The organism is Bacteroides sp. AM41-16 (assembly GCF_003603495.1).
GTDB classification, from domain to species: domain Bacteria; phylum Bacteroidota; class Bacteroidia; order Bacteroidales; family Bacteroidaceae; genus Bacteroides; species Bacteroides uniformis.
In genome coordinates this window covers 43,123-69,252 of the sequence record NZ_QTNE01000026.1, presented here as the reverse complement: position 1 = coordinate 69,252, position 26,130 = coordinate 43,123, and the positions used below count along the sequence as shown (strand labels likewise).

Annotated in this window: 21 protein-coding genes; 6 read left to right on the top strand and 15 right to left on the bottom strand. The window is 48.1% G+C overall.

The genetic code is table 11. The annotated features are described in order from the left end of the window. Window positions 1–50 precede the first annotated feature (50 nt). The 4 genes from DW896_RS19045 to xerD form a co-directional block, all read right to left on the bottom strand. On the bottom strand, window positions 51–1,589 hold the full coding sequence (locus tag DW896_RS19045) for a YifB family Mg chelatase-like AAA ATPase (RefSeq protein ID WP_005834366.1): 1,539 nt from the start codon (window positions 1,587–1,589) through the stop codon (window positions 51–53). A gap of 37 nt (window positions 1,590–1,626) precedes the next feature. Beyond that, a complete protein-coding gene (locus tag DW896_RS19040; RefSeq protein ID WP_005830772.1) occupies window positions 1,627–2,700 on the bottom strand; it encodes a TlpA disulfide reductase family protein in 1,074 nt (357 codons plus the stop codon). Between the two features lie 111 nt (window positions 2,701–2,811). Then, window positions 2,812–4,506 (bottom strand): tetratricopeptide repeat protein, encoded by a 1,695-nt coding sequence (locus DW896_RS19035; protein ID WP_005830769.1) that lies wholly within the window; start codon window positions 4,504–4,506, stop codon window positions 2,812–2,814. Between the two features lie 136 nt (window positions 4,507–4,642). Next, on the bottom strand, window positions 4,643–5,596 hold the full coding sequence (gene xerD, locus DW896_RS19030; protein ID WP_009037617.1) for a site-specific tyrosine recombinase XerD: 954 nt from the start codon (window positions 5,594–5,596) through the stop codon (window positions 4,643–4,645). Window positions 5,597–5,714: 118 nt separating this feature from the next. On the opposite strand from xerD, the gene aroQ reads away from it, so the two are divergent. The 3 genes from aroQ (at window position 5,715) to DW896_RS19015 (ending at window position 8,360) form a co-directional block, all read left to right on the top strand. Then, window positions 5,715–6,134: a type II 3-dehydroquinate dehydratase gene (aroQ, locus tag DW896_RS19025; protein WP_005830766.1), complete on the top strand. Its 420-nt coding sequence runs from the start codon at window positions 5,715–5,717 to the stop codon at window positions 6,132–6,134. Window positions 6,135–6,154: 20 nt separating this feature from the next. Next, the gene (gene pyk, locus DW896_RS19020; protein ID WP_119993703.1) at window positions 6,155–7,612 is read left to right on the top strand and encodes a pyruvate kinase; all 1,458 of its coding nucleotides are present in this window, start codon (window positions 6,155–6,157) and stop codon (window positions 7,610–7,612) included. A 118-nt stretch (window positions 7,613–7,730) separates the two neighbouring features. Continuing rightward, window positions 7,731–8,360, top strand: coding sequence for an O-methyltransferase (locus DW896_RS19015; protein WP_117589489.1), 630 nt, complete (start codon window positions 7,731–7,733; stop codon window positions 8,358–8,360). Between the two features lie 9 nt (window positions 8,361–8,369). On the opposite strand, the gene DW896_RS19010 is transcribed toward DW896_RS19015, so the two are convergent. The 3 genes from DW896_RS19010 to DW896_RS19000 all read right to left on the bottom strand — a co-directional run bounded on the left by DW896_RS19010 (window position 8,370) and on the right by DW896_RS19000 (window position 13,143). Then, entirely contained in the window at window positions 8,370–9,605 is a 1,236-nt protein-coding gene (locus tag DW896_RS19010) for an FtsX-like permease family protein (protein ID WP_005830763.1), read from the bottom strand. Continuing rightward, on the bottom strand, window positions 9,605–9,937 hold the full coding sequence (gene rbfA, locus DW896_RS19005) for a 30S ribosome-binding factor RbfA (RefSeq protein ID WP_005834378.1): 333 nt from the start codon (window positions 9,935–9,937) through the stop codon (window positions 9,605–9,607). The genes DW896_RS19010 and rbfA overlap by 1 nt, the downstream gene beginning before the upstream one ends. Window positions 9,938–10,632: 695 nt before the next feature. Beyond that, window positions 10,633–13,143 carry a YfhO family protein gene (locus tag DW896_RS19000; protein WP_035447195.1) on the bottom strand — a complete coding sequence of 837 codons (2,511 nt, stop codon included), beginning with the start codon at window positions 13,141–13,143 and terminating at the stop codon, window positions 10,633–10,635. A gap of 244 nt (window positions 13,144–13,387) precedes the next feature. On the opposite strand from DW896_RS19000, the gene DW896_RS18995 reads away from it, so the two are divergent. Both DW896_RS18995 and DW896_RS18990 read left to right on the top strand, forming a co-directional pair. Further along, window positions 13,388–14,092: a 5'-methylthioadenosine/adenosylhomocysteine nucleosidase gene (locus DW896_RS18995; protein ID WP_005830756.1), complete on the top strand. Its 705-nt coding sequence runs from the start codon at window positions 13,388–13,390 to the stop codon at window positions 14,090–14,092. Window positions 14,093–14,116: 24 nt separating this feature from the next. Beyond that, complete coding sequence (locus tag DW896_RS18990) at window positions 14,117–14,608, top strand: S-ribosylhomocysteine lyase (protein ID WP_118132331.1); 492 nt, start codon at window positions 14,117–14,119, stop codon at window positions 14,606–14,608. A gap of 96 nt (window positions 14,609–14,704) precedes the next feature. Here DW896_RS18990 and DW896_RS18985 read toward each other — a convergent pair whose 3' ends face one another. The 6 genes from DW896_RS18985 to rpsO form a co-directional block, all read right to left on the bottom strand. After that, a complete protein-coding gene (locus DW896_RS18985; RefSeq protein WP_165859054.1) occupies window positions 14,705–16,351 on the bottom strand; it encodes an AMP-binding protein in 1,647 nt (548 codons plus the stop codon). Window positions 16,352–16,431: 80 nt separating this feature from the next. Next, on the bottom strand, window positions 16,432–17,007 hold the full coding sequence (locus DW896_RS18980) for a helix-turn-helix domain-containing protein (protein WP_005830747.1): 576 nt from the start codon (window positions 17,005–17,007) through the stop codon (window positions 16,432–16,434). 177 nt (window positions 17,008–17,184) lie between these two features. After that, a complete protein-coding gene (locus DW896_RS18975) occupies window positions 17,185–19,509 on the bottom strand; it encodes an outer membrane beta-barrel family protein (protein WP_119993709.1) in 2,325 nt (774 codons plus the stop codon). 143 nt (window positions 19,510–19,652) lie between these two features. Then, the gene (locus DW896_RS18970; protein WP_005830743.1) at window positions 19,653–20,141 is read right to left on the bottom strand and encodes a DUF4251 domain-containing protein; all 489 of its coding nucleotides are present in this window, start codon (window positions 20,139–20,141) and stop codon (window positions 19,653–19,655) included. 13 nt (window positions 20,142–20,154) lie between these two features. Next, a complete protein-coding gene (locus DW896_RS18965; RefSeq protein ID WP_005830741.1) occupies window positions 20,155–21,042 on the bottom strand; it encodes a helix-turn-helix domain-containing protein in 888 nt (295 codons plus the stop codon). 92 nt (window positions 21,043–21,134) lie between these two features. Then, window positions 21,135–21,404 (bottom strand): 30S ribosomal protein S15, encoded by a 270-nt coding sequence (rpsO, locus tag DW896_RS18960; RefSeq protein ID WP_005830737.1) that lies wholly within the window; start codon window positions 21,402–21,404, stop codon window positions 21,135–21,137. Between the two features lie 158 nt (window positions 21,405–21,562). Between rpsO and typA the strand changes: the two genes are divergently transcribed. After that, window positions 21,563–23,362, top strand: coding sequence for a translational GTPase TypA (gene typA, locus DW896_RS18955; RefSeq protein ID WP_005830735.1), 1,800 nt, complete (start codon window positions 21,563–21,565; stop codon window positions 23,360–23,362). Window positions 23,363–23,452: 90 nt separating this feature from the next. Here typA and DW896_RS18950 read toward each other — a convergent pair whose 3' ends face one another. Further along, complete coding sequence (locus DW896_RS18950) at window positions 23,453–24,100, bottom strand: nitroreductase (RefSeq protein WP_008662557.1); 648 nt, start codon at window positions 24,098–24,100, stop codon at window positions 23,453–23,455. A 137-nt stretch (window positions 24,101–24,237) separates the two neighbouring features. Next, entirely contained in the window at window positions 24,238–25,845 is a 1,608-nt protein-coding gene (pckA, locus tag DW896_RS18945) for a phosphoenolpyruvate carboxykinase (ATP) (RefSeq protein ID WP_008662559.1), read from the bottom strand. Window positions 25,846–26,130 lie beyond the last annotated feature (285 nt).

The following is a 26,130-nucleotide window of genomic DNA, read 5'->3' as shown; positions in this document are numbered from 1 at the left end:
ATTAGGGATTAAAGGGGCTGACTGTTAATCGCTCACCGCTAATCCCTTTTTCATCCTGCCCAGCCCTCCCTATCCAGATTTCTATATCCGATAGCTTCCGCCAAGTGTGCCGGCTGTATCAATTCGCAGCCTTCCAGGTCGGCGATGGTGCGTGATACTTTCAATATACGGTCGTAGGCGCGGGCCGAAAGGTTTAGGCGGTTCATGGCAGTTTTGAGCATGGCAAGTCCTTTGTCATCCGGACGGGCGTGGCGAGCAAGCAGTTTACTGTTCATCTGGGCATTACAATATATGCCGGGAATGTCTGCATACCTTGCTTCTTGAATTTGTCGGGCACGTATCACACGCTCGCGTATGGTGGCGCTCGATTCGCCGGGGCGAGAATCTGCCATCTCTTCAAAGGGGAGTGGGGTGACTTCAATTTGCAGGTCGATACGGTCGAGCAAAGGTCCGGATATGCGGTTCAGGTACTTTTGTACTTGTCCGGGACTGCATACACAAGCCTTGGTGGGATGCGTGTAATACCCGCATGGACACGGATTCATAGAGGCTACCAGCATAAAACTTGCCGGGTACTCTACATTGCATCGGATGCGTGACACGGTAATCTTCCTATCTTCCAGCGGTTGGCGAAGAACCTCCAATACGTTGCGGCTGTACTCTGGCAGTTCATCAAGATATAAAATGCCGTTATGTGCCAGACTGATTTCACCGGGTTGGGGGAAACTTCCTCCACCGGTCATTGCTACCGTAGAAATGGTGTGGTGAGGGTCGCGGAACGGGCGTTTCGAGATGAGCCCACCGTCTTTGCCCAACTTTCCGGCAACAGAATGAATCTTGGTCGTTTCCAGACTCTCTCCCAAAGAGAGGGGAGGAAGTATAGATGGCAGACGCTTGGCAAGCATGGACTTACCGCTGCCCGGCGAACCGATGAGAAGTATGTTGTGGCTGCCCGAAGCAGCTACCTCCAAGGCTCGTTTCACATTTTCCTGTCCTTTTACTTCTGCAAAGTCGAAATCAAAGTTGCTCTGCTGGGAATAGAATTCCTCGCGGGTGTTGACTAACGTAGGGGTTAATTCCTGCGTGCCATTAAAGAATTCTATAACTTCCTTGATGTTTCCCGCTCCGTACACTTTCAGATTGTTTACTACTGCCGCTTCGTGGGCATTCTGTTGCGGTACAATCATACCCTCAAACCCCAGTTCTCTGGCCTTGATGGCAATGGGGAGTGCTCCTTTGATAGGTTGCAGGCTGCCGTCAAGGCTTAGTTCACCCATCAGCAGATAGCGTTCCAGCTTATCGGACTGGATAACTTCGCTGGCGGCAAGTATGCCGATGGCTAAAGGTAAATCGTAAGCTGCACCTTCCTTGCGGATGTCAGCCGGAGCCATGTTGATGACAATATTGCTGGTCGGCATCCGGTAGCCGTTGACCTGCAAAGCAGATATGATACGTTGATGGCTTTCTTTGACCGCAGAGTCCGGCAAACCGACTAAATAGAACATACAGCCTCTGGAACTGTTGACTTCAATGGTGATGAGGGTTGCGTCAATACCTTGAACAGCCGCTCCAAAAACTTTTATGAGCACGTTTTTAGTGATTAGGGGTTAGTGATGGCAGGATAGGCTACCGTCGGTTTTGTTTTTTGAGTTTCTTTTCACTCTCTTTCTTCTCTTTTTCCTTTTGCTCTATCTCCTCCAGTTTCTTTTTGATGTCTTCCTCACTCATATTCTTCCCTTCAATTTTTCCGGAAGGGCTAAGGAACAGATTGGCAGGCAATGCTTGTATGGCGAGCTGTTTGATGGGCGCTGTGTTCCATCCGGAGAAATCACAACTCTGTTCCCACTTCAGGGTATCTCTTTTGATTGCTTCTTCCCATTCCTTTCTGTCGATATCCAAGGAAATGCCCCAGAGTGCGAATAGCTTGTTCTTTTCTTCTTTCTTGTAAATCCGGCGCAGGGCAGCGTTGGCTTCCATGCTTTGCGGGTCCCAAGATGCCCAAAAATGTATCAACAGATATTTGTCCTTAAAGCTAGTACGGCTGATTTGTGTGCCTTTGGCATTGGGCAGGTTGACGTAAGGGATGGTTTTCCCAACGGATACCTTCTCTTCTTCTTGGATAAGGTCAAGCAGTTCGTCCACATACGGACGGTCTTTCAAGCCTCCGGTCATGTGTTCTGTCATTTCTTTGATTAAGGAGAAGTCCGGTTGCGGTTTTTGCACGAAATATTTCTCCAGCAGATAGATACTTACCAGCGAAGAAGGATGGCTGTTGATGAAGGCTTCTGCTTTTTCTTCCAATGCTTTCTCCGAGGGAGTACTCAAACCTTTCAACTCTTTCTGAAAAGCTGTCAGTTCTTCATTGGGGGCATTCCCCGTGATTTCCAGTGAAGTAAGCTCGGCGGCGGAGCCTTTTATCTTTATTTTGTCTCCTTTGTTCAGGTAAAGCGGATATTCTGTGCCGTCACTGAATTGCAGCCATGTAGAGACAAGCGTGTCGGTGGTGAGGGTTGCAGAGAACTTGTCATCCTTGACAAGCAGAGTGTCCATACGGTTATAGAACTTGTCCGTACCATATATATAAAGGGTATCATTCCCCAGCCCTTTGATTTCACCATTTAGGTAGACTGAATTTGTATTTTTGCTGCCGCAGGCAGACAATATAATAAGCAGAAGGTATGCAAGATAGATTTTCTTCATTCCGGTTCTTTTTCTGATACTTCGTCGCGAAAATACTTCTTTTTGGTGTGAATAAAAAGAAATGCCCGACATATTTCTATGCCGGGCACGTTCTTTTCAATCTAACCTTTATTATTTGATGATATTCATAAAGTCAGTGTTAGTGAAGTATTTGGCGAATTCCAGGTCAGAAGCAGCCTTCTTTGCCAAAGCCGGTTCTTTTGCAATGGCATTCTTCAGACTGCTGGTTACCATAGATGTATTGTTGGTTCTTGCGCCAAGTACAGCCATCAGGTAGTCAGTATAAGCGTCTGGTCTTTCGATAGCAGCCAGTGTGTTCTTAGCCTTGTTGTAGTCCTTAGCCAGGATTTGTGCCAAAGCAGCGCTGTTAGTCTTAGTGTCGCCAAATGAGCTGACAGCCTTGTCGTACTGTCCTTGAGCAACATACAGATTACCCAATGCCTCGTTCAGTTCCTTAGAACCGGAAGCCTTGCTCAGATAGCTTTCTGCTGCTGTTCTGTCGCCCTTGGTCAAGGCAATCAGACCGAGATTCATGTTTGCTTCAGGAGCATCCTTGATGGAGAGAGCTTTCTTGAAGTAGCTTTCAGCCTTGTTAAGATCACCAGCCTGATAAGCCAGTTTACCTAAGTTGTTGTAAGCACGGAAATCGTTCGGGTAGATTTGAGTAGCTTTTGTGAAGATGGCTTCTTGCTTGGCAGCATCTTTAGTCAAGGTGGTGGCATACAGTAATTCTTCGATGTTCAGCTGCTTGGCATCGCTGTCGGCGAGGTTTGCGATTTCTTCGTCAGACTTACCGATGATTTCGTAGTTCAAAGTCAGGCGTGAACGACGCAGTTGCGGCAGGATTTCGTCAGCCAAAGTCTTATAAACAGAAGAGATGTTCTTGATTTCTTGTTCTCTTTGTTCAGGATCCTGATACATGGAAAGAACGCGAAGAATCAATTCTTTATCTTGGATGTTTGATTTGGATACCAGTTCCTGGAAGCCTTCCCAGTCCTGAGCCGTATACTTGGTGTCTACTGCTGCATTGATTTTTGCTTTCTTCAAATCTCTGTTGATGATTTTAGCCGTGTTGTCCTGGCGGTTCTCAGCCAGTGTAGTATTCAAGCCTACACCACCATCGGGAGAAGCGTATGCGGAGATTTCGATGTTGCTGATTTTCTTGTTTTCAGCTTCGTCTATGTTTTTCACTTCTTTGCCGAATTCTTTGGCAGTCTTCAATTCGCTGGCGCGTACGTTGGCTTGTTGAATCAAGAACATGATGTTGGCGTCATGCTTTTCTTTGATGATACGTTGGAAAGCGTCGTCACCATTGGCGGGGTTAGCGCTGCCCAATGTTTGTTCCAGCATCTCAGAAGTGGAGATTACACCATCAGCTACTTTTACAGCAGGGATAGTGACAGTCTTTTTGCCTACTGTAGCCTTGAATTCCAGATACAGTTCGGATTTGGCCATTTCCGGTACATAGTCGAAAGATGTCTTCATAGTGTAGCTGCCGCCCATCTTGTAAGAGATAGTCTGGTCGTTACCTTCTACTTTTTCGCCCTGGAACACAGCCGATTGGCCTTTAGCTTCGCCGCCATTCCATTTCAGCACAGGGGTCACTTCTACCACAGCCTTCTTGTTGAAGTACTTTTCGGGGAATTTTCCGTTGATTGTAGCGGGAACTTTACCACCTACAGCCTCTAGAACTTGAGGAGTTACGGTGAAATAATCTGATGACAATTCACCCATCTTTTTGCTGCACGATGTCATTAATGCAACAATCATTGCCATTAAAAACGGCAGATACAATTTCTTAGTCATTTTAGGTATAAATTAATTGTTTGTAATTGAAATTTGTCTATTCCATGTTAGTGTGCTGTTTAGGCATGGACATAACAACGCAAAGATATTAAATCCTATTACAGTTTGTTAACTCGTGCAGCAATTTTATCATAATTTAATGAATTTCTCGCTCTTTGCGGTACTTTATATTGCGGGGATGATGTTCTATGATTTCACTGCGCAATCTGTGCCGGTCAATATGTGTGTAAATTTCTGTTGTAGCGATAGATTCGTGGCCCAGCATACTTTGTATGGCGCGCAGGTTGGCTCCTCCTTCAAGCAGGTGGGTGGCAAAGGAATGGCGGAAGGTGTGCGGACTGATGTTTTTGGTGATGCCGGCCTTCTCTGCCAGTTCCTTAATGAGATGGAATACCATGATGCGCGAGATATTTTTGCCCCAGCGTGCCAGGAATACATAGTCTTCGAAGTCCTTCTTGATTTTCCAGCCTCCATTGCGGTCCACGAACCAGTTCCTTATCTCCTTGATGGCACGGGACGATATGGGTACAAGGCGCTGTTTGCTGCCCTTACCTTCTACCTTGATGAAGCCTTCGTCGAAATACAAGTCGGAGATTTTCAGATTGCACAGTTCCGATACCCGTAGACCGCAACTGTATAGAGTCTCGAGGATGGCCCGGTTGCGTTGCCCCTCATTTGTGCCCAGGTCAATGGCGGAGATGATGCGGTCTATCTCTTCCACCGTCAGTACTTCTGGAAGCTTGAATCCGATTTTGGGACCCTCCAACAGTTCGCTGGGGTCTCCCTCCAGGTAGTCGGCTATGACGAGGAAATGGAAAAATGACTTGATGCCCGACAAGATGCGTGCCTGCGAGCGGGGATGGATGCCGATGTCGTGCAGTCCGGAGGCAAAATGCTGCAAGTCATCCAGGGTAGTGTCAAGGATAGCGATACCCTCTCCTTCCAGAAAGTGCAGCAGCTTCTGTAAGTCTGTTTGGTAAGCATCCACTGTATTGGGTGAGAGTGCTTTTTCCAGTTTCAGATACTGGTGGTACTTTCTGATTATCAGCGTTTGTTTCTCCTTATTCGTGGATTTTTCTTCTGATTTCATTTCTTTTTTCTACCTTTGCTTCGCGAAAATAGGCTGCATTTCAGCAAATTGCAAATAAATTTGCATCTGCTTTCGGTTTGCACTATCTTTGCACCGCAAAGGTATAAAAAATTGTGTTATGAGGATACAGATTATTAACGGCCCCAATATAAATCTCTTGGGCAAACGTGAACCTTCCATTTACGGTAGCGTTACTTTTGAAGACTACCTTGCCGAACTCCGTAAGAAATATGCGGATGTACAGATTGACTATTTCCAGTCCAACATTGAGGGAGAGCTGATAGACAAGATTCAGCAGGTAGGTTTTGATGTGGACGGCATCATTTTGAATGCGGGTGCTTACACCCATACGTCCATCGCTCTGCAGGATGCTATCCGTTCGGTCACTTCTCCGGTGGTTGAGGTGCATATCTCTAATGTACATGCCCGCGAGGCTTTTCGTCATGTGTCCATGATTTCCTGCGCTTGTAAAGGTGTCATTCTCGGTTTCGGGCTGAACTCCTACCGTCTGGCCATGGAGGCGTTAAAAGATTATTAAATAAAATAGGTATATAGATTATGTTATTGAAGCAAACGAAGATTGTCGCAACGATTTCTGACCAGCGCTGTGATGTTGATTTTATAAAGCAGTTGTTCGATGCAGGTATGAATGTTGTACGTATGAATACTGCACATCTTGGCCGTGAAGGTGCCGAGAAGTTGATAAACAATGTGCGTACGGTTTCCAACCGCATCGCTATCCTGATGGATACGAAAGGACCGGAGGTCCGCACGACGGTTCTGGCTGAGCCCATTCCTTTCAAGGCGGGCGACCGCGTGAAGGTGGTAGGCAACCCGGAGCAGGAGACTACCCGTGAATGTATCTCGGTATCCTATCCCCATTTCGTCAAAGACTTGAATGTGGACGGCCATATCCTTATTGATGACGGTGACTTGGAGTTGGTTGTTGTAGAGAAGACCCCCGACTACCTGCTCTGCGAAGTACAGAATGAGGCTACTCTGGGCAGCCGCAAGAGCGTCAACGTTCCCGGCGTCCGCATCAATCTGCCTTCTCTGACGGAGAAGGACCGCACCAATATCCTTTATGCCATTGAGAAGAACATAGACTTCATTGCCCACTCCTTTGTGCGCAATAAGCAGGATATACTCGACATCAAGGCGATTCTTGACGCTCATAACAGCGATATCCGTATTGTTGCTAAGATTGAGAACCAGGAAGGCGTTGATAATATCGATGAAATCCTGGAAGTAGCCGACGGTGTGATGATAGCTCGCGGTGACCTCGGTATTGAAGTTCCGCAGGAACGTATTCCGGGCATCCAGCGTGTGCTCATCCGCAAGTGTATTCTTGCCAAGAAGCCGGTGATTGTTGCCACACAGATGCTTCATACCATGATTTCCAATCCGCGTCCCACCCGTGCGGAGGTAACGGACATTGCCAATGCCATCTATTATCGTACGGATGCCTTGATGTTGAGCGGTGAAACCGCCTATGGAAAGTATCCGGTAGAAGCGGTGAAGACGATGACCAAGATTGCCGCCCAAGCGGAGAAAGACAAGCTGTCTGACAACGATATCCGTATTCCGCTGGACGAGAACAGCAACGACGTGACTGCGTTCCTGGCCAAACAAGCGGTAAAGGCTACCACCAAACTGAAAATCCGTGCAATCATCACCGACAGTTACAGCGGCCGTACTGCCCGTAACCTTGCCGCTTTCCGTGGCAAATATCCGGTGTTGGCCATCTGCTACAAGGAAAAGACCATGCGGCACCTTGCCCTTTCCTACGGTGTGGAAGCTATCTATATGCCCGAACTTGCCAACGGGCAGGAATATTACTTTGCAGCCTTGCGTCGCTTGTTGAAGGAAGGCCGTTTATGTCCTACGGACATGGTGGGCTACCTGAGTAGCGGTAAAGCCGGTACGCGCACTTCTTTCCTCGAAATCAACGTGGTGGAAGATGCCCTGAAACATGCTGAAGATAGTGTGTTGCCCAACAGTAACAGATATTTGTAGGATAAGGGATTAAGGATAAGGGGTTAGGGATTAGCGGTTAATGATTAATTAATAATTGTGCGCAGAACTAACCCCTAATCCCTAATCCCTTATCCCTAACCTATAATCCATTAACAAAGTGACGATTGACGAATACATTTTGCAGCACATTGATGATGAGGGCGATTATCTGAAAGCGCTCTATCGCGACACGCATGTCAAGTTGCTATATCCCCGCATGGCTTCCGGACATTTGCAGGGGCGTATGCTCAAGATGTTTGTCCGGATGATTCGTCCCCGGCAGGTGCTGGAGATAGGGACTTATAGCGGATATTCCGCACTTTGCATAGCAGAAGGACTGCCGGAGGGCGGGATGCTGCATACGTTTGAAATCAACGACGAGCAGGAGGACTTCACCCGTCCGTGGCTGGAGAATTCCGATTACGCGGATAAAATCAGGTTCTACATTGGCGATGCCTTGGAGCGGGTACCGCAACTGGACCTCACTTTCGACCTTGCCTTTATTGACGGAGATAAGCGTAAATACATAGAGTATTATGAAATGGTGCTCGCCCGCCTTTCCGGCGGTGGATATATCATTGCCGACAATACCTTGTGGGATGGCCATGTGCTGGAAGAACAACCCCATCGCACAGACCTGCAGACAATCAGTATCAAAGCCTTCAATGATTTGGTGGCGTGGGATGCGCGTGTGGAGAAAGTCATTCTCCCCCTGCGTGACGGATTGACGATTATCCGTAAGAAGTAACTGTTTTTTTTATCTTTTTCTCAGCAGCCGCTTGCTGAGGTATCTCACCGGATACCATACGGACAAGAAGCCTACAGTGATGACCGTTAAGAATACCAGAATAATATCCGTGGCATGTACACTTACCGGATAAGCGTCCACTACAAAACTTCCATTGCCTCCCCCCAATGAAATCAACCCGAAACGTTGCTGCAGAAAGCACAGCAACAATCCTAAAACGATGCCGGAGAGGGCGCCGAATACAGAAATCATCCTGCCTTCGAACAAGAAGATGCGCGCTATGAGGCGGTCGTCGGCACCCAGGTTGCGCAGTGTCTCCACATCCTCCCGTTTGTCCAGTATCAGCATGGACAGCGAACCGATGACATTGAAGCATGCGATACCCAGAATGAAGGTGAGGAAGAGATAAGAGATGAGTTTCTCTATTTCCATGATGCGGAAAACATCGGCCTGCTGCTCGTAGCGGTTCTGTACAATGAATCGGTCGCCGAGAATGCCTGCTATTTTCTTTTGTACGGAGCCGATGTTGGAACCGGGTTTCAGTTTCATCTCGATGGCAGAGACTTCCGTGTCATAATTGAACAGACGGCGGGCAAAGTCAAGTGACGTCAGTATGTAGCGTGAATCGTATTTTTGCTGGTTGACGGCAAAGATGGCGCCGGGCGAGAAGAGATACTCCCGGTTGAAAGCCGCAGTGGGGTTGGCTATGTTTACCCGTACGTTCCGTTTGGGGGCATAGACCTGCAACGGGTCTACGAACTGAATGCCGGTGCCCAACTCGGATATAAGTTCCACACCCAGAAAACCATAGTCCACCACCGAGTCGCTCAGTAGGAACTTTCCCGTCCCATAGAGCAAGCTGTCGATGGATGTAAGCTGTTCGAAATTGTCCTCCACTCCCTTGATGACGGCCATTGCCTGGCGGTCCTTGTACTGCACCATGGCATTCTCTTCCAGTGTTTCCGTCCACACGTCAATCTCGGACAGGGCGTGTACTTGCCGGATGCACGCTTCGTGCGGGTCGAAAACCTTACCTTCGCGGACGGTGATTTTCAGTTCCGGGTCGAAGGCTGTGAAAAAGCCTGCCACCATGTCCTGAAAACCGTTGAACACGGACAAGGTGCATACCAACGCCAACGTAGCCAATGCCACTCCACACACCGAAATACCGGAGATGATATTAATGGCATTGTGTTTCTTCTTGGAGAAGAGGTAGCGGCGGGCTATAAAGAAGGGAAGGGACATTATTTCAGCAGTTCGTCAATTCGTTCCAGATAGTCCAGTGAGTCGTCTACGAAGAACTTCAGTTCGGGGATAATGCGTAGTTGGTGGCGTACGCGGGTACCCAGTTCAAAGCGTATGGATTTCATGTTTCCGTTGATGTTCTTGACTATTTCTTCGCTTTTCTCCGAGGGGAATATACTGAGATAAGCGCGTGCCACGCTCATGTCGGGGCTGATGCGTACGGCACTGACGGAAATCAGTATGCCGGGCATGGACTTGGTTTGCAACAAGAAGATATCACTCAGTTCCTTCTGCAGGAGACGGGCTATTTTATTTTGTCTGGTAGTTTCCATACTGTTCATTTTTTTATGCTGGGGTGCAGCCTGTTTTCACGTTAGCAAAGTTACTGAAATATATCGTTCTGCCGACTGTTTATAGCTTTTTTTTCATTCTTTTCCCTATTGTAGGGTTCATTCTTTTCCGTTCTGTCGATGAGATATGCCTTTTCGTAGATTCTATTTGTTGTTCTTGTTATGCTTCCCTAACTTTGATGTCAGTTCGGAGAACTGCTGATGATGAGTGAAGAAGGAAGAGAACCATTCCGTTATAGAAGAGACTCTCTCTAAATAGCGTTTTTTCATGTATTATTGACTTGAACCGTTTTTACCCGGGAGGGTAGAAACGGTTTTTTTGCGCATCTGACCGGGCTTTCTTGTCTCTTGCATAGGCTTCCGTTGTGTGTTACATAGGCTTCTGTTGTGTTTTGCACGGTGGTTTGTCTTGAGAAGCCTTTGGGTTTATCATGTGCGCACGGCTGTGGTACGCCTTTTCCACAGTCGTGAAGAAGACGTGCCACGGCTGTGAAGAATATGCTTCACAGCCGTGGTTTTTCATCAATATATAGGGGTTGACAGAACAGACATAAGGGAATGACAGAACAAACATGAGGGGATAACGGAACGGACATAAGCACTCGACGCATTCCGTATCAGGGTATGAATAGCGGAATGCGTCGGGTGCTTGTGGGGGAATGATATGATATTTGTTCTTATGCCTTTACATACTTCCTTTTGGCTATCAGCACTGCCACGATGATACCTATCACCAGCAGCGCCAGTGCTCCGTAGGCGATGCCTTCCGTCACGTGCAGGCTGGTGGGGTCAAAGCGCATTTCGATGGTGTGCTGTCCGGCAGGAACATACATTGTGCGCAGGATATAGTCGGCGCGTGCCAGTTCGGCAGGCTGTCCGTCGATGGTTACGTGCCAGCCGTCCGGATAATAGATTTCGGAGAATACGGCAATACCGTCTTGGGCATTGTTCGTTTCGTACGTCAGGCGGTTAGGTGCGTAACTTGTCAGGCGGATGCTGGAGAGGCTGTCTTTATAACTTTCCGTGGCACCTTTCAGCACATCCTTGAAGCGGGCATCCACTACGGCTGTCTCCGTAGGTATGATGCTGTCCAGGGCGTCAATCTCTTCGTTGGCGTTGTTCACATACTGCACCTTGTTTACAAACCATGCATTGCCGTAGGCGTGTGGGTTGAGGATGGGAACGGTTTGTCTTTGCTGCCCTGCAGGGAAGATGAAGTATTTGGTGTTCAGCATGTTCAGTATGCGGAACTTATTGGCATCCACGCTGTCCATCTCACCTCCGGCGGTGGCAATGGCCTTGTAGGCCGCCTGCATTTCGGGAGAGATGTGATGCTCTATCATTTCCTGGTAGCGGCGCAGCTTGGCCGGGTGATAACCGCCGACGCTTTTGTGCCAGTAGGAGGTGTTGTTGTCATCGAAGGTGCTGGTGGCAAAGTTCAATACACGATAGTCCAAGCTGGTATCTTGCAGTATCAGCTCGTCTGTATTCGTCTTGGTGAAGGTTTCCGTACGGATGGAGTGGGGCACGAACTGGGCATCATTCAGATAGCGCTTGTTGACCCCCCACATATCTGCCAGGCAGAGTATGGTGATACCTGCAATGGTCAGCGAGCTGCGCAGCTTGCCGCTTGCATAGAGCCAGAGCAGGCTGCAGCCGATGCCTATGATGATGAAGCTACGCAGGGCGTCGCTGCTGACGAGTTCGGCACGCATCTCTCCCAAGTTGGCAAGGATGCCGGAGAGCTCGTTGGCGGGTATCATCTGCTGGTTGACGGCATTCTGCAGCATCTGTGCCTCTTGGGCGGGCACGTAGCCGGAGCCGATGCTGCCCGGGGCAACGGCAAGCAGCAGGGCGATGCCTGCAGTGAGCAGCAGGCTGATGCCGAGGGGCTTCTTTTCCTGTTTTAAGATTTCCGGCTCTTCGAGCAGGCGTTTCAGGGCAAAGATAGCCAGCAAAGGTATCGTGAACTCTGCTATGACAAGGATGGAGGACACGGCGCGGAACTTGTTGTACAACGGGACGTAATCGATGAAGAAATCCGTCAGCGGCATGAAGTTCTTGCCCCAGGACAAGACGATGGAGAAGAAGGTGGCTCCTATCAATGCCCACTTCAACGGTCCTTTCACGATGAAGCATCCCAGTACGAACAGAAACAAGACGAATGCTCCGACGTAGACGGGACCCGACGTCATGGGCTGGGTACCGAAATATTGTGTCAGTGAGCCGTACAGACTGCTGTACATCGGGTTTGCCTTGCTCATGGCAGTTTCACTCTGGCTGAGGGCGGCAGATGCTCCGCCTTTGAAGTTGGGCACCAGCAGAGTCAGTGTTTCGTCGATGCCGTAGCTCCACTGGGTGATGTAGTCGCGGTCCAGCCCGCTACTGGTCTGCTTGGCAGCGTCGCCGGTCTGCACCAGTTCGCTTTTGCCGCGCATGGTTTCTTTGCTGTAGGCATAGGTGTGATAGAGGTTGGATACGTTGGCGGCTATGCCGACGAGGGCTGCCACAATCAGTACGGCACTTGCCTTGAAGAACTGGGGCAATGTCTTGGTACGCCATGCTTTCTCGAAGTAGGCTCCCACAAAGAAAAGGATGACGAAGAAGAAGTAATAGGACATCTGCACGTGGTTCGAGGTGATTTGCAGGGCCACGAACAAGGCGGTGAGGATGCCTCCCCACAGCAGTTTCCCACGATAGGCGAGCACAATGCCTGCTATGGTGGGCGGCACGTAGGCAAGGGTGATGAACTTCCAGATGTGTCCGGCAGATATCAGGATGAAGAAATAGGACGAGAATGCCCACATGATACCGCCCAGTCCGGCCAGCCAGACCGGTATGCCGAAGACGCGCAGCAGGATGTAGAAGCCGAGCATCAGCATGAATGTGAGGCACACATAGTCGGGCAGGAAGAGTTGGTAGGCTTTCTGTACCCACTGCAGTGACTTGGTGGAGTCATACGAAGGGGCTATCTGATACATGGGCATACCGCCGAACAGCGAGTTTGTCCAACGGCTGCGTTCGCCCGTCTGTTCGTAATACTCCTTGACTTCTTGTCCTGCCCCTGCTCCTGCAGCCGTGTCGTGCTGAAAGAGAATACGGTTTTCTATATCCGCCGGGAAGAAGTAGGCGAAGGAAAGGAGGACGAATGCCAAGATGGCAATAAGGTCGGGAAGAAGCTTCTTCATGAGTTATAAGTTATGAGTTATCAATTAATCAATTGTGGGGCAAAGATAGTGCAAACCGAATACAGAACTTTCATGCTTGCGTGAAAAAGTTTTGTTGAGGTGCAGCCTATCTTCGCTTTTGTGGCAAAGATACATAAATGCAGATTGTTATTGTCACGTTATCGGCAGAATGTTGTACCTTTGCCTTTCCAAAAAAAGATTAAAGTGCTTTAATGGTAATATGCAAGCTTAAATTATTATAGATATGACAATAGGGATAATCAGTGCAATGGACAGCGAACACCGCCGGTTGGTGGAGCGCTTGCAGGATAAGAATACGTCGGGCGATGGTAGTTTCCGCTATGTGGAAGGTACATTGGGCGGTAACCATGTAATCTTGACGCAATGCGGCATCGGTAAGGTGAGTGCAGCGGTAGGAGCTTCGGAACTGATACGGCGCTTTTCTCCGGACTGCATCGTCAGCACCGGTGTGGCGGGCGGCATTGATGCTTGCCTGAAGGTGACGGATGTAGTGGCAAGCCAACGTCTGGTGTATCACGACGTCTGGTGCGGCGACGGTAACGAGTACGGACAAGTGCAAGGTTTTCCCGCCTCTTACGAGGGATGTTCCTCTCTGTTGAAACATGCCTTGTCGCTGAACGAAGCCGGAATGGAAAGCCGCATCCACAGCGGACTTGTCTGTACCGGCGACCAGTTCATCACCAACCGTACGGAGCTGGATACCATCAAGCAACGTTTCCCCGACGGTCTTGCCGTTGATATGGAGTCTGCCGCCATTGCGCAGACTTGCTATCTGTACAATGTTCCTTTTCTCAGCTTCCGCATCATCAGCGACACACCCGGAGTAGAGGACCATGCTTCGCAGTATGCCGATTTCTGGGGAACCATGGCAGAGCGTTCGTTCCTCACGATATGGACCTTCCTCTCCACCCTTCCCAGCAATTTATAACTCATAACTTATAACTCATAACTCATGAAGAAGATTCCCAGTTTTACAATTGACCACATCCGCTTGTTGCGCGGTATTTACGTATCCCGCCAGGATGAAGTGAACGGAGAAACAGTCACTACTTTCGACATCCGTATGAAAGAGCCCAACCGTGAGCCTGCCTTGGGACAAGGTGCTCTGCATACTATCGAACATCTTGCCGCCACCTACCTGCGTAATGACCCGCAGTGGCAGGACAAGATTATCTATTGGGGCCCCATGGGCTGCCTCACCGGTAATTATCTGCTGATGAAAGGTGACTTGAAGCCGCAGGACATACTGGTGCTGATGCAGGACACCTTCCGCTTTGTTGCCGAATATGAAGGTGAAGTCCCCGGTGCCGCTCCGCAAGATTGCGGCAACTACCTGCTCCACGACCTTCCGATGGCTAAATGGGAGTCTGCCAAATACCTGCATGAGGTATTGGAACAGATGAAAGAGGAGAATATGAAATATCCGGAAAAAGAAGAAAAATAAGGGGTTAGGGATTAAGGATTAGGGATGGGTTTATACCTATATTAAAGTCTATGCGACCCCAATAATCCCTAACCCTTAATCCCTTATCCTTTATTATCACACAATCTCAATCCCCTGCTCCTTGCAAAGCTGTAATCCCAGGTCTTTCAGCTTGAATTTCTGTATCTTGCCACTTCCCGTCATGGGGAATTCTTTGATGAAGAAGATATACTTGGGTATCTTGTAGCGTGATATTTTGCCGATGCAGAAGTCTCGTACATCCGATTCGTGCATATCCACTCCTTCGTGCAGGATGATGAAAGCGCCTACGGCTTCACCGTACTTCTTAGAGGGAATACCGGCTACCTGCACGTCTTTTACGCCTTCCAGTTGATAGAGGAACTCTTCTATCTCGCGGGGATAGATATTCTCACCACCGCGGATAATCATGTCCTTGATGCGTCCTGTGATGCGGTAATTGCCGTCCTCGTCCTTCACTCCAAGGTCTCCCGAGTGCAGGAAACCGTTCTCGTCAATGACTTCGGCTGTGGCTTCCGGTTTTTTGTAGTAACCCTTCATGGTGTTGTATCCGCGGTTGCACATTTCACCTTGTACGCCTACGGGACACTCTTCTCCGGTTTCGGGGTCGATAACCTTTACTTCCGTATGTTCAAAGTCGTGTCCTACGGTATTGCAACGTACATCGAACGGGTCGTCTATCCGGGTGGCGGTCATTCCGGGAGCAGCTTCGGTCAGCCCGTAAACGCTGGTTACCTTCATGTACATTTTCTCTTCCACCTGCTTCATCAGCTCTACCGGGCAGAGGGAACCTGCCATGATACCCGTACGGAGGCTGGACATGTCGAACATGTCGAACATCGGATGGTTCAGTTCGGCAATGAACATGGTGGGTACGCCGTAAAGTGCCGTGCAGCGCTCCTTGTGGATAGAGGCGAGCACTACCAGTGGGTTGAAGCGTTCCACCATTACTTCTGTACAGCCGTGTGTCAGGCAGTTCATGGTGGCAAGTACCACGCCAAAGCAGTGGAACAATGGTACGCAGACGCAGAGCTTGTCATCGGCGGTAAACTTCATGTGCTCACCGGTAAGGAAACCGTTGTTGGCAATGTTGTAGTGGGTAAGCATGACGCCTTTCGGGAATCCCGTAGTGCCGGAGGTGTATTGCATGTTCACTACATCGTGGCAAGTGACCTGACTTTTGAGTTCATTCAGGCGGCTGTCTTCTATATTGTTGCCCAAGAGAAGTATTTCGGCCGTGTTGTACATGCCCCGGTGCTTCTCCTGCCCCACGTAGATGACGTTTTTCATATAAGGGAAACGTTCGCTTTTCAAGTGTCCGCGTTGGCAGGTCTTCAGTTCCGGAAGCATGGTATAGGTCATCTGCACAAAGTCACTGTCCTTTTCGCCATTGACGATGCAGAGGGTATGCATGTCGGAGTTCTGGCAGAGATATTCCAGCTCGGACTGTTTGTAGTTGGTGTTTACCGTTACGTAGACGGCACCTATCTTGGCGCAAGCGTATAATAGAGTCAGCCAGTCGGGTACGTTAGCTGCCCAGATACCTACGTGTGTTCCTCGTTCCACGCCGATGGCGATAAGCCCTTTGGCCATGTCGTCCACCCGGCGGTTGAACTGGCTCCAGGTGAAACGCAGGTTGCGGTCGGAGTAAACGATATATTCTTTGTCTGGTGTTGTTTCGGCCCAATGTTCCAACCATTGGCCGAGGGTGCGTTCGTATAACATGATGTGGAAGTTGAAAGTGGAAAGGTGAAAATAGAAAGTATTTATCATTTTCCATTTTCACCTTTCAATTTTCCATTAATTTAAATTGGTGTATAAACTACTGCAAGTATCTTGGCTGCCTGCCCTTCATAGGCGTGTACGTGGTGCGGAACGATGGAATCGTAATAGATGCTGTCACCTTCTTCGAGCAGGTAGGTGTTTTTGCCGTAACTGATTTCCATGGTCCCTTCCATCACCATGATGAATTCTTCGCCTTCGTGTGAGGAGAGTACAAAGTCACTGTCGTCCGTAGCGGCCACATCAATGATAAACGGCTCCATGTGGCGGTCGGCTTTGGATTTGGAGAGTGAATGATACTCCATATGCTTGCGGCTGTGGATGGCATTGTTGGAGAAACTGATGCTGTTCTGCGACTCGTCCTTACGGCAGACTACGGGACCGTTCTCATCTTGGTCGTCAAGAAAAGTCCCCAAACGTACACCCAGTACACGCGCTATCTTGATGAGGGGAGCCAGTGACGGGAGGTCGATGTTGTTTTCTATACGTTCAATCTGTTCGATAGCAAGTCCCGAACGCTGTGCCAGTTCTTCCATACTGATGGATTGGCTTTCACGGAGTGATTTTATTTTTTCTCCTACAATTTTGCTGGTATCCATAATGATAGTATTTTGGGGTCGAAAAGTTATAATTTATAGTTCTTAAACCGCAAAAATAAGAGAAACTTTTACTTGATGCAACATTCTGAGGGAAAATATTGCTGAAATATCTCCGCAGGTCGGCTTATTTGTATAATATTCTTCTGTTCTGTTTCTCTTTCTTCCCCAAAGTTCTGTTTATAGCCGCTTCAAGTCTTGTTCCGATACGTGCTTTCCTTTGTACGCTTTGCCTGCTGCATTGAAACGATAGCTTAGGTTCAGGGAGAAGCTGCGCGAGTCCGGGTTTGCCTTTTTCGTATAGGTCAGCCGGGGACCGAACAGCATGAAGGAGCCATACCGGGAATTCCACAGGTCATTGGCTTGCAGTCCGAGCGTCAGCCTTTTGTTGAAGAATGTTTTGCGGATGCCAGCGTCTATGCCCCAATAGGAACGTTGCAGCATGGCGCCGAAGTTGCCTTCGCTCTGGTAGTCGGCATCAAGGGAGAGAATCCACTCGTCCGGAAGCTGGAGACTGTTTTGCAGAAAGAGGTAAATGCTGCCGCGGTTCATATTCTTGCTACTGCCTTGATTGGTGACTTTGAAGAACGGTTGGGCGAAGTAGATGCCGAGCTCCGGTTTCCAGATGCCGACGGTGGGTGACAGATGGGCAGAGGCGGTGAGATACTGCATCCGTTTGAAATTTCCGGTAGTGAAGATGACAACATCCGGATTGTCCTCGTATTCTTTGGTCATGAAGGCAATGGCATTGCGGCGGTATTGGTAGTTAAGTCCGAATTGTACCCACTTGTAAAGGGCCGTGAACTGCAGGTCGTGGTTGGTTTCGGGGGTAAGCAGCGGGTTTCCGCCTTCGTAGATGAAACGGTTGTTATAACTCAGTGTGCTACGTAGCTGGAAGAAGCTGGGGCGGTTGCTTTTGGCTGTATAGCTGAGATTGGCTTGGGCTTTGCCGAGAGGAAAGTCTACCGATAGGTTGGGGCACCAGTCATTGTAAGTACGACTTTGACCGGACACGTACTTTTCCTGCTCCCAATAGTCGGAGACGGCATGCTCGAAGCGCAGTCCTGCAAGAAGGCTGATTTTTCCTAATGTCAGTGAGTATTCGGCAAAGACGGCGGACTTGCTTTCGTCGATTCGACTGTCTGTATCGGGAAGTATGTGCTGCCGGTTCAGGAAATTGTCATTTCGCCGGATGAAGGTGTAATCGGCACCGGTCTTCAGTTCACCTTTCCAAAGGGGATGGGTCAGAATCAACTTGGCGGCATAAAGGCGGTTGTCGGCGTGGTTGAAAGAGCTGATGTCGCGATTGCCTTCGGTCTGGCTTTCTTCTTTAGCCTCCTGGTGATTATAACTTTTTCCGTATACCAGGTCGGTGTTGAAGTTTATGTGGAGTTGCTTTATGCTGCCCTGATAGTAGGCATTCAGCTGGTGCCGGTTGGTTTGCTGCAAGTTTTGGGAGGAATGTATGGTGTGATCGGCCAATTCTTCATTTGCCCGGACGGTATATGCCGAATGGTCACTGCTGTGATAATCGGGGGTACGATGAAACTCATAGGAGGCACCGAGGCTGTGTTGGGGGGTGAAGTCGTAACTGGCGCTTGCTTTTCCTCCGGCAAGTAATCCCTTATTATATAAGTGAACCCGGTTATTTACATCCCATTGTATTTCGGACGGTATCTGGTAGCGAACCTCCTGGTGGCGTTTTCTGTTTTCATAATTGGTGTACAGCATGCCCAGCAGGGACAGTCCTTTCTTCTGATAATTCAGATTGACTTGTCCGTAATGGCTGCTGCGTCTCCGTTGGGTGATTCCTGCACGGAAATTACCGCCAAAACTGTCTCTTTTGTTACGTACGGTGCGTATGCGTACAACGGCTTTAACGGTAGCATCGTACTCTGCACCCGGGTTGGTGATGAGCTCCACTTTTTCAATATCGGCGGCAGAGAGGCGTTGCAGCTCGGAGTTGTCTTGCAGAAGGCGGTTATCTATATAGATGACCGGTGTCCCTTTGCCAAAAACGGTATACCCCTCATCAGAGGAGCGCAGTCCGGGGATATGTTTCAATACGTCGTTGGCATCATTCAAGGATGCGAGCAGGGTTTGCCGTACGCTTGTCTCCAACTTTCCGCCCTTTAGTCGGAAAACGGGGCGGGCGGCGGTGATGACGGTTTCCGCAAGTAGCACGGCATCGGTTTGCAATATCCAGTTGTGGGTACTCCCGGTGGGGCAAGGCTGGCAAAGGGCTTTGTAACCGATGGAAGAAACTTGTAGTAGATAGTTTCCGGGAGCGGGAGGGAGAAGTTCAAAACTACCGTCGCTTCGGCTACACGTTCCTTGTATGAAGGTGGAATCTTCGGAAAGGAGGGCGATGTTGGCAAACTCTATCGGTTGCTTTTCCTCTGTGAGAATTTTACCTCGGATGGAGGGTGTTGCCGGGCTGGTTTGTGCTTTTGTTGTCGTGACGCTCATTAGGAGCAGGGCAAGAATACATATTATCTGTTTCATGTTCCGGTTGCTGTTTGATTTCGGGACACGAAGGTATCCGCTTTCTGCCGGGATGGAAGAAACAAAAAGCGGATAGTTGTCTGACATTTGCCTGACAATAGACTGACAATACTTTCTTTTGTCCTTTTAAAGGGGGAAGATGATTACTTTTCTGTATCCATCTCTCCGGTGAACGAGATGGACTGTTTGTTCATGGGTTGCACATGGATACTGGTAGAACCATCGGGAAAGATGGTGAGGCGGTACTCATAATTGTCTTCATCACTACGGGTCTTGAAGTCTATTTGGATTTTGCCTTTTTTGAGTGCTCTGGTTGTGTATCCGGTGATGGATGCATTGAAATTCAGGCTCTTGCCTCCTCCATACGGAGCATTGTAGGCCACTCCAAAGTAAGGCAGGTAAGAGAAAACGGAGTCGTTTCTGATTTCCAGTGTGTAGTTGGTGGTCAAGTTACGGCTACCGCCTCTCATCGGTTGCATCCGATCTACGTTGATTTTGTATTGTTTAGCAGCAATAGCTTCTTTTACAGCACGTTCAGTGCGCTCTTTCTTTTCGTTACGGTTTTGGGCGGTTGTCGGCATTGCGACAGTCAGGCAGATTAGCCCTAATAGGATAAGTTTGTTAGTCTTCATGATTCTATAATGTTTAGGTTTTTATTTCCAGTCCGTAGGCGCGGCCACGATCTGTTGTTATTCTGAGGTTGCTGTTATCCTCGACAATGGGCTTCAGACGCCGTATCAATGTGTAAAGCGTTTCGTCTGCATTGTCTTTTCCCGGCCATAGCGATTGGCAGATGTCGGATTTGAAAAGTAGGTGTGAGGAAGAAAGGTAGAACATCTCCATCAGTGTGTACTGCATGGGGGTGAGTTTTAGCTTTTCCTGCTGTTCGTTATAGAAGCAGGCTTCCTGGAGGGAAAGCGAAAGGTTGCCGAAGGTAATGAAGTTTTCTTGTTGCTGCCCGTTACTGGCATTAGTCTTTGTGCGCCGACGGAAATAGAAAAAGGTGAATCCTCCCCACAGCAGGGCGGCCAATAGCAATGTTGCCGGAATTGTCTGCTTGGATAAGCTGAACAGCATGGTAGCTGAGCAACGGGCATATCCCCGGAAGGAAAGTGTCAGTCCAGATGCATCGGCTGTGGTGGAGAGCCATACCAATGTGTCGCTGGCAAGACATCCGGCAGGAATCTCATTGAATACGGTGGCGGGAGAGTTCTTTTTCAGTATATGCAGCGAAAGGGTAGAGACATCTTTCAATCCGGTGATGGACAATGCTTCGGTAAAGGCTCTGTGGGAACCGTTTACAGAAACGGGGGCACCTATCACTTCTTGTAGTTTGGCATAAGTCTGGATTGTGTCCGCATTCAACCATAATCCCTTGTTCTGCAATACTGTGCGTTGCAGTGCCTGGTTCAGGTCAGAGACCACACGTTGTTCTGCCTGCGAATAGCTGCGATAACCGAAGCCGAATGATAGCAGTATCAATAGAAAAGTGATTGCTATCGAAAGATTTGCTGCTGATACTTTTCTTTTCATGGATACAAAATTAGGTATAAATCGGATTATAAACAAAAAAGGAAGTTTCCTTTTGGAAAACTTCCTTTTTTAATGGTTTTGCCGCAAGTAGATTACTTACGCAAGCCGAGTTCTTTGACGATAGCACGATATCTGGTGATGTCGCGGTCCTTCAGATAAGTCAGCAACGCACGGCGTTTACCTACCAACATAGTCAAAGCTCTTTCTGTACTATAATCCTTTCTGTTGAGCTTAAGGTGCTCAGTCAGACGAGCAATACGGTAGGAAAACAAAGCTATCTGAGCCTCAGCTGAGCCAGTATCAGTGTTAGACTTTCCGTATTTGCCGAAGATTTCTTGCTTTTTAGCAGCGTCTAAATACATAATGTTTAATTAAAAGTTATTATAAATATTCCCTTTCGGGGCTGCAAAGATAGGGATAAACTTTTATATCACAATGATATTCAGCAAAAAAATCATATCTATACTGCATATCTAATCCAAAATCACTAACTTTGTCGCTTGAAAATAATAGGTATTATATGCAAAAGATTAGAAACATTGCAATTATTGCCCATGTGGACCATGGGAAAACGACGCTCGTTGACAAGATGCTTTTGGCCGGAAACCTTTTCCGCAGCAACCAGAGCACAGGTGAATTAATGTTGGATAACAATGACCTGGAGCGTGAACGAGGTATAACGATTCTCTCAAAGAACGTTTCTATCAACTACAAAGACACCAAGATTAACATTATTGATACTCCGGGACACAGTGACTTCGGAGGTGAAGTGGAACGTGTATTGAATATGGCGGATGGATGCATTCTGCTTGTGGATGCTTTCGAAGGTCCTATGCCGCAGACACGGTTTGTATTGCAGAAAGCTCTGCAGATTGGTCTGAAACCTATCGTTGTTGTGAATAAGGTGGATAAGCCAAATTGCCGTCCCGAAGAAGTGTACGAGATGGTGTTCGACTTGATGTTCAGCCTGAATGCAACCGAGGACCAGCTGGATTTCCCCGTTATCTACGGTTCTGCCAAGAATAATTGGATGAGTACCGACTGGCAGCAGCCGACTGATAACATTTATCCGCTTCTGGACTGTATCTTGGAGAATATTCCTGCCCCCGAACAGTTGGAGGGTACACCGCAAATGCTGGTTACTTCGCTGGATTATTCTTCGTATACCGGGCGTATTGCTGTGGGCCGCGTACACCGTGGCATATTGAAAGAAGGCATGAATGTGTCTTTGGCAAAGCGTGACGGGAGTATCGTGAAATCAAAAATCAAGGAATTGCATACATTCGAAGGTATGGGCCGTGTAAAGGTGCAGGAAGTGTCTTCCGGTGACATCTGTGCGTTGGTAGGTATCGAAGGATTCGAAATCGGAGATACGGTCTGCGATTACGAAAATCCGGAAGCGTTGCCGCCTATTGCCATTGATGAACCTACGATGAGTATGCTCTTCACCATTAATGACTCTCCGTTCTTCGGTAAGGAAGGTAAGTTTGTTACTTCCCGCCACATCCACGACCGTTTGATGAAGGAGTTGGATAAGAATCTTGCACTTCGCGTGCGCAAGAGCGAGGAAGACGGCAAGTGGATTGTTTCCGGCCGTGGCGTGCTTCATCTTTCCGTACTGATTGAGACCATGCGTCGTGAAGGGTATGAGTTGCAGGTAGGGCAACCGCAGGTAATCTTCAAGGAGATTGACGGCGTGAAATGCGAACCTATTGAAGAGCTTACCATCAATGTTCCCGAAGAATATGCCAGCAAGATGATTGATATGGTGACCCGTCGTAAAGGTGAAATGGTGAAGATGGAAAGTGCCGGCGAACGTGTAAATCTTGAGTTCGACATGCCGTCGCGCGGTATCATCGGTCTGCGTACCAATGTGTTGACCGCTTCTGCCGGCGAGGCTATCATGGCACACCGTTTTAAGGAATATCAACCGTATAAGGGTGAGATTGAACGGCGTACCAACGGTTCTATGATTGCCATGGAGTCCGGTACGGCTTTTGCCTATGCCATTGACAAGTTGCAGGACCGCGGCAAATTCTTCATTTTCCCGCAGGAAGAGGTTTATGCAGGCCAGGTAGTGGGCGAGCATTCCCATGACAACGACTTGGTGATTAATGTAACGAAGTCCAAGAAGCTTACCAATATGCGTGCCAGTGGTTCGGATGATAAGGCACGTCTGATTCCTCCCGTACAGTTCTCTCTTGAGGAGGCACTGGAGTACATCAAGGAAGACGAATACGTGGAAGTTACTCCTAAATCAATGCGTATGCGTAAGGTTATCCTCGATGAGCTTGAGCGTAAACGAGCAAACAAGAACTGATAAACAGAAGAGTTTTAGTTGTTATATATGAAAGGAGTGCCCCGCCGAAAGGTGAGGCACTCCTTTTTATTGTCGTCATTCAAACGAAAGTCAATCGATGAATTTTACCTTTGCCGCATTACGGGGTTTGGCAGCGGGCGTTTCGTCCGGATAGCCGAAAGCGATACAGTAAAGTAGCTGATAGCCTTCCGGAATATCCAGTTTCTTCAGGTATTCGGCAGCAGCCGGAGTAGAGGTCATGAAGCGCGTGGGACCGCCCAAGCAGCAAGAACCGATTCCCATGGACCAGGCTGATAGAATCATATTCTCACCCAGCAGTCCGCAGTCAATCTGCGAAAGGTCATAAGACGGGTCATTGGCAATAAATACTACTGTAGAAGCGTTGCGAAACATGTTCTTGAATTTCGGGTCTTCGGCGGCTTTGGGATTTTCCTTCTTGTAGATTTCCGTAATGCCGTTGATGAAATCCGGGTTATCCACTACACGCACTTCCCACGATTGCTTGTTCTGTCCGTTGGGTGCATTGATACCGCAATCCAGGATAATCTGCATGGTGTCGCGATTCACGGCTTGCGGTTTGTACTGGCGGATGCTGCGGCGTGACATGATGGTTTCAATCACCGCATTCTCTTTGCTTTCATTTGCATTGGCAACTTGGGTCTCTTTCTGGACCTGGGCACCGCAACTGCAGAGCAGTAACAAACTTGCGCCTGCCAACATCAATCTGATACTTTTCATATTGCTTTATTTGAATAATGGTTTCTGCAAAACTACTAAAACTTTCGGATTATCAATGAGATAGAGATATTAAAAAAGAAAAAAGGCATCTCCCGGAGGAGATACCTTTTCCATATGTTTCTAACTTTATTGTCAGATTAGAGCTTCGGACCAGCAGCAACCAAAGCCTTACCAGCTTCGTTGCCAGTGAACTTAGCGAAGTTCTTGATGAAGCGACCAGCCAGGTCTTTTGCTTTTTCTTCCCATTGGCAAGCGCATTCGTAAGTATCGCGAGGATCAAGAATCTTCGGATCTACATTAGGCAATTCAGTAGGAACCACGAAGTCGAAGAAAGGAATAACCTTCGTCGGAGCCTTGTCGATAGAACCGTCGAGGATAGCGTCGATGATACCACGAGTATCTTTGATAGAGATACGTTTGCCGCTACCGTTCCAACCAGTGTTAACCAAGTATGCCTTAGCACCAACCTTGTTCATCTTCTTAACCAATTCTTCTGCATATTTAGTAGGATGCAAGCTCAAGAAAGCAGCACCGAAGCAAGCAGAGAATGTCGGAGTCGGTTCAGTGATGCCACGTTCTGTACCAGCCAACTTAGCAGTAAAGCCAGACAAGAAGTAGTACTGAGCTTGTTCAGGGTTCAGGATAGATACCGGAGGTAATACACCGAATGCGTCGGCAGACAAGAAAATTACCTGGTGAGCGTGAGGACCCTTGGAAACCGGCTTAACGATGTTATTGATGTGGTAGATAGGATAAGAAACACGAGTGTTTTCAGTTACGCTCTTGTCAGCGAAGTCAATCTTACCGTCAGCAGCTACTGTAACATTCTCCAACAGAGCGTCACGCTTGATGGCAGCGTAGATATCGGGTTCGCTTTCTTTATCCAGGTTGATAACCTTAGCATAGCAACCACCTTCGTAGTTGAATACACCTTCGTCATCCCATCCGTGTTCGTCGTCACCGATCAACAGACGTTTCGGGTCAGTTGACAAGGTAGTCTTACCAGTACCGGACAGACCGAAGAAGATAGCAGAGTCAGTACCTTCCATGTTAGTGTTGGCAGAGCAGTGCATAGAAGCGATACCACGCAACGGGTTCTTGTAGTTCATGATAGAGAACATACCCTTCTTCATTTCACCGCCGTACCAAGTGTTCAAGATAACCTGTTCGTTGGTCTTCAAGTTGAATACAGTAGCTGTTTCAGAGTTCAGACCCAGTTCCTTGTAGTTGTCAACTTTTGCCTTAGAAGCGTTGAATGATACGAAATCGGGTTCTCCGTAGTTAGCCAGTTCTTCAGCAGTCGGGCGGATGAACATGTTAGTTACGAAGTGAGCCTGCCATGCCACTTCCATGATGAAACGTACTTTCATACGAGTAGCGGGGTTGGCACCACAGAAGGTATCAACAACAAACAGACGCTTGCCGCTCAGCTGCTTAACAGCTTTAGCTTTCAAGTCAGCCCAAGCTTCTTCAGAGCAAGGTTTGTTGTCGTTTTTGTATTCTTCAGAAGTCCACCATACAGAATCCTTGCTGGCTTCATTCATTACGAAGAATTTATCTTTAGGAGAACGACCGGTATAGATACCTGTCATTACATTTACAGCACCCAGTTCAGTTACCTGACCTTTTTCAAAACCTTCCAAACCTGGTTTGGTTTCTTCTGCGAACAGTACATCGTAAGACGGGTTGTGGATAATTTCCTTCACGTCTTGGATACCGTACTTGCTTAAATCTAAATTTGCCATTTCTTTTAATGATTTAAAATGTTGGTATTTGGTTTATAATCTCTTTCCTTAATCTCTTTTTACCTTTGATTTACAAGGAAAAACGGGTGTAGAAAAGCTCTTTTTTTCCTGCTTTTCAGCAGGTCCCTTGTTTTTCGCCTACAAAAGTAATACTTTCTTTTTAAAGAAAAGCTCTATTAGAGAAATTTTTCTCTAATAGGAAATCTTTTATAAAACCATAACAATATCTGCTAACTGAATGTTGCAAATTGGGTGAAATTCGTTTACTTTGCACATCAAAACATT

What these genes read in the sequence shown, in the direction of transcription:
- DW896_RS19040 (WP_005830772.1), bottom strand. Translation starts at nt 2,700, where the DNA reads ATGAAGAAAATCTATCTTGCATACCTTCTGCTTATTATATTGTCTGCC.
- DW896_RS19035 (WP_005830769.1), bottom strand. Translation starts at nt 4,506, where the DNA reads ATGACTAAGAAATTGTATCTGCCGTTTTTAATGGCAATGATTGTTGCA.
- xerD (WP_009037617.1), bottom strand. Translation starts at nt 5,596, where the DNA reads ATGAAATCAGAAGAAAAATCCACGAATAAGGAGAAACAAACGCTGATA.
- aroQ (WP_005830766.1), top strand. Translation starts at nt 5,715, where the DNA reads ATGAGGATACAGATTATTAACGGCCCCAATATAAATCTCTTGGGCAAA.
- pyk (WP_119993703.1), top strand. Translation starts at nt 6,155, where the DNA reads ATGTTATTGAAGCAAACGAAGATTGTCGCAACGATTTCTGACCAGCGC.
- DW896_RS19010 (WP_005830763.1), bottom strand. Translation starts at nt 9,605, where the DNA reads ATGTCCCTTCCCTTCTTTATAGCCCGCCGCTACCTCTTCTCCAAGAAG.
- rbfA (WP_005834378.1), bottom strand. Translation starts at nt 9,937, where the DNA reads ATGGAAACTACCAGACAAAATAAAATAGCCCGTCTCCTGCAGAAGGAA.
- DW896_RS19000 (WP_035447195.1), bottom strand. Translation starts at nt 13,143, where the DNA reads ATGAAGAAGCTTCTTCCCGACCTTATTGCCATCTTGGCATTCGTCCTC.
- DW896_RS18995 (WP_005830756.1), top strand. Translation starts at nt 13,388, where the DNA reads ATGACAATAGGGATAATCAGTGCAATGGACAGCGAACACCGCCGGTTG.
- DW896_RS18990 (WP_118132331.1), top strand. Translation starts at nt 14,117, where the DNA reads ATGAAGAAGATTCCCAGTTTTACAATTGACCACATCCGCTTGTTGCGC.
- DW896_RS18985 (WP_165859054.1), bottom strand. Translation starts at nt 16,351, where the DNA reads ATGTTATACGAACGCACCCTCGGCCAATGGTTGGAACATTGGGCCGAA.
- DW896_RS18980 (WP_005830747.1), bottom strand. Translation starts at nt 17,007, where the DNA reads ATGGATACCAGCAAAATTGTAGGAGAAAAAATAAAATCACTCCGTGAA.
- DW896_RS18975 (WP_119993709.1), bottom strand. Translation starts at nt 19,509, where the DNA reads ATGAAACAGATAATATGTATTCTTGCCCTGCTCCTAATGAGCGTCACG.
- DW896_RS18970 (WP_005830743.1), bottom strand. Translation starts at nt 20,141, where the DNA reads ATGAAGACTAACAAACTTATCCTATTAGGGCTAATCTGCCTGACTGTC.
- DW896_RS18965 (WP_005830741.1), bottom strand. Translation starts at nt 21,042, where the DNA reads ATGAAAAGAAAAGTATCAGCAGCAAATCTTTCGATAGCAATCACTTTT.
- rpsO (WP_005830737.1), bottom strand. Translation starts at nt 21,404, where the DNA reads ATGTATTTAGACGCTGCTAAAAAGCAAGAAATCTTCGGCAAATACGGA.
- typA (WP_005830735.1), top strand. Translation starts at nt 21,563, where the DNA reads ATGCAAAAGATTAGAAACATTGCAATTATTGCCCATGTGGACCATGGG.
- DW896_RS18950 (WP_008662557.1), bottom strand. Translation starts at nt 24,100, where the DNA reads ATGAAAAGTATCAGATTGATGTTGGCAGGCGCAAGTTTGTTACTGCTC.
- pckA (WP_008662559.1), bottom strand. Translation starts at nt 25,845, where the DNA reads ATGGCAAATTTAGATTTAAGCAAGTACGGTATCCAAGACGTGAAGGAA.